This is a genomic window from Peptoniphilus olsenii (assembly GCF_040545475.1).
GTDB classification, from domain to species: Bacteria; Bacillota; Clostridia; order Tissierellales; family Peptoniphilaceae; genus Peptoniphilus_A; species Peptoniphilus_A olsenii.
Genome location: NZ_JBEPMA010000028.1, coordinates 1 through 3,015 on the forward strand (window position 1 = coordinate 1; position 3,015 = coordinate 3,015).

The following is a 3,015-nucleotide window of genomic DNA, read 5'->3' on the forward strand; positions in this document are numbered from 1 at the left end:
AATAAACAGAAATGTTTATTAACAAAGGTCAAGTTAAAAAGAGCACTAGGTGAATGCCTAGGCACCAAGAGGCGAAGAAGGACGTGATAAGCTGCGAAAAGCTGCGGTCAGTTGCAAATAAACTTACCCGTAGATGTCCGAATGGGGAAACCCAATACGTAAGTATTATCCTATAGCCAATCCATAACTATAGGAAGCTAACCAGGTGAACTGAAACATCTAAGTAACCTGAGGAAAAGAAAGAAAACTCGATTCCCTAAGTAGCGGCGAGCGAACGGGGAGGAGCCCAACCGTGCATAAAGAGAAAATATCTAGTCGAATATACTGGGAAGTATAACCAAAGAGAGTAAGAGTCTCGTAGACGAAAGAGAAAATATCAAGCACAAAAGAGTACCATGGGACACGAGAAATCCTGTGGGAAGATAGGGGGACCACCCCCTAAGGCTAAATACTACTTGGTGACCGATAGCGAACAAGTACCGTGAGGGAAAGGTGAAAAGAACCCCGGGAGGGGAGTGAAATAGAATCTGAAACCTAGTGTTTACAAGCAGCGAAAGTGGTAAAAATCACGATCGTGTACTTTTTGTAGAACGGGCCAGCGAGTTATGATCATAAGCAAGGTTAAATACCTAAAGTATGGAGCCGAAGCGAAAGCGAGTCTTAACAGGGCGAAAGTTTGTGGTCATAGACCCGAAACCGTGTGATCTATCCATGGGCAGAGTGAAGTTGAAGTAAAATTCAATGGAGGCTCGAACCGGGTAGCGTTTAAAAGCTATCGGATGACCTGTGGATAGGGGTGAAAAGCCAAACGAACACGGAGATAGCTGGTTCTCCTCGAAATAGCTTTAGGGCTAGCCTCTAGTTAAAATGAAAAGGGGGTAGAGCACTGATTGGTCAAGGGGCATGCATATGTTACCAAGACCTATCAAACTCCGAATACCAAATCATAAACTAGGGAGTCAGACTATGTGGGATGAGCTTCATAGTCGAAAGGGAAAGAGCCCAGACCATCAGCTAAGGTCCCAAAATTATAGTTAAGTGGTAAAGGATGTGGAGTTACTGAGACAACTAGGATGTTGGCTCAGAAGCAGCCACTCATTTAAAGAGTGCGTAATAGCTCACTAGTCAAGTGACTCTGCGCCGAAGATAACCGGGGCTAAACTATATACCGAAGCTATGGAACGAATAACGTTGGTAGAGGAGCAATGTATAAAGGACGAAGCAAAAGGCGTAAGCCATTGTGGACTATATACAAGAGAGAATGCTGGCATGAGTAGCGAGAGGTGAGTGAGAATCTCACCCGTCGAAAACCCAAGGATTCCTGAGGAAGGCTCGTCCACTCAGGGTAAGTCGGGACCTAAGGCGAGGCTGAAAAGCGTAGTCGATGGACAACAGGTTGAAATTCCTGTACCGATACAATCATTAAAGGAAGTGGGGACGCAGGAGGATATTAGGAGCGCCCAGTTGGTGAGGCGTGCAAGCGTGAAGGAAGGAAAGTAGGCAAATCCGCTTTTCATAATTCCAAAGCGTGATGCGGATCGAAAACAAGTAGAGAAGCCTAAGACTTCACACTGCCAAGAAAAGCCACTACTAGAAAGTATCGCCCGTACCGTAAACCGACACAGGTAGGTGAGGAGAGAATCCTAAGACGAGCGGAAGAACCTTTGTTAAGGAACTCGGCAAAATGACCCCGTAACTTCGGGAGAAGGGGAGCCCCTGTAACAGGGGGCCGCAGTGAAAAGGCCCAAGCGACTGTTTACCAAAAACACAAGTTTCTGCCAAGTCGAAAGACGAAGTATAGGAGCTGACACCTGCCCGGTGCTGGAAGGTTAAGGGAAAGAGTTAGCGCAAGCGAAGCTTAGAACTGAAGCCCCAGTAAACGGCGGCCGTAACTATAACGGTCCTAAGGTAGCGAAATTCCTTGTCGGGTAAGTTCCGACCCGCACGAAAGGTGTAACGATTTGGGCACTGTCTCAACAAAGGATCCGGTGAAATTGAAGTAGCGGTAAAGATGCCGCTTACCCACGACAGGACGGAAAGACCCCGTGGAGCTTTACTGTAGGCTGTGATTGAATTTTGGGATGAAATGTACAGAATAGGTGGAAGACAAAGAAGCATGTACGCCAGTATATGTGGAGTCGCCTGTGGGATACCACTCTTTTCATGCTAGACTTCTAACCGTTGTCCATGAAACTGGATAAGGGACACTCACAGTTGGACAGTTTGACTGGGGCGGTCGCCTCCAAAAGAGTAACGGAGGCGTTCAAAGGTTCCCTCAGCACGGACGGAAATCGTGCGAAGAGTATAAAGGCAGAAGGGAGCTTAACTGCGAGACCAACAAGTCAAGCAGATGCGAAAGCAGGACTTAGTGATCCGGTGGTACCGAGTGGAAGGGCCATCGCTCAACGGATAAAAGCTACCCCGGGGATAACAGGCTTATCTCCCCCAAGAGTCCACATCGACGGGGAGGTTTGGCACCTCGATGTCGGCTCGTCTCATCCTGGGGCTGTAGTAGGTCCCAAGGGTTGGGCTGTTCGCCCATTAAAGAGGCACGCGAGCTGGGTTCAGAACGTCGCGAGACAGTTCGGTCCCTATCCGTCGTGGGCGTAGGAAATTCGAGAGGATCTGTCCTTAGTACGAGAGGACCGGGATGGACGAACCTCTGGTGCACCAGTTGTACTGCCAAGTGCATAGCTGGGAAGCTAAGTTCGGAAGGGATAAGAGCTGAAGGCATCTAAGCCCGAAGCCCCCCTCGAGATGAGATTTCCCTCGAAAGATAAGACCCCTTGAAGAAAATGAGGTTGATAGGCTCAAGGTGTAAGCACAGTAATGTGTTGAGCTAGCGAGTACTAATAGGTCGAAGACTTGACCAAAAAGTTATAAAAGATTAGTTTTAAGAATCTGGTGAGAATAGGATAATGGAAACACCTGTAACCATACCGAACACAGAAGTTAAGCATTAATCCGCTGATGGTACTTGGCTGGAGACGGCCTGGGAGAGTAGGTTATTGCCAG

General features: G+C 47.9%; 2 rRNA genes. Both read left to right on the forward strand.

Annotation, left to right across the window (positions count from 1 at the left end):
* Positions 1-26 precede the first annotated feature (26 nt).
* Positions 27-2,873 (forward strand): 23S ribosomal RNA (locus ABID14_RS10010).
* 27 nt (positions 2,874-2,900) lie between these two features.
* Positions 2,901-3,015: ribosomal RNA gene (gene rrf, locus ABID14_RS10015) — 5S ribosomal RNA — on the forward strand; the annotation flags it as partial.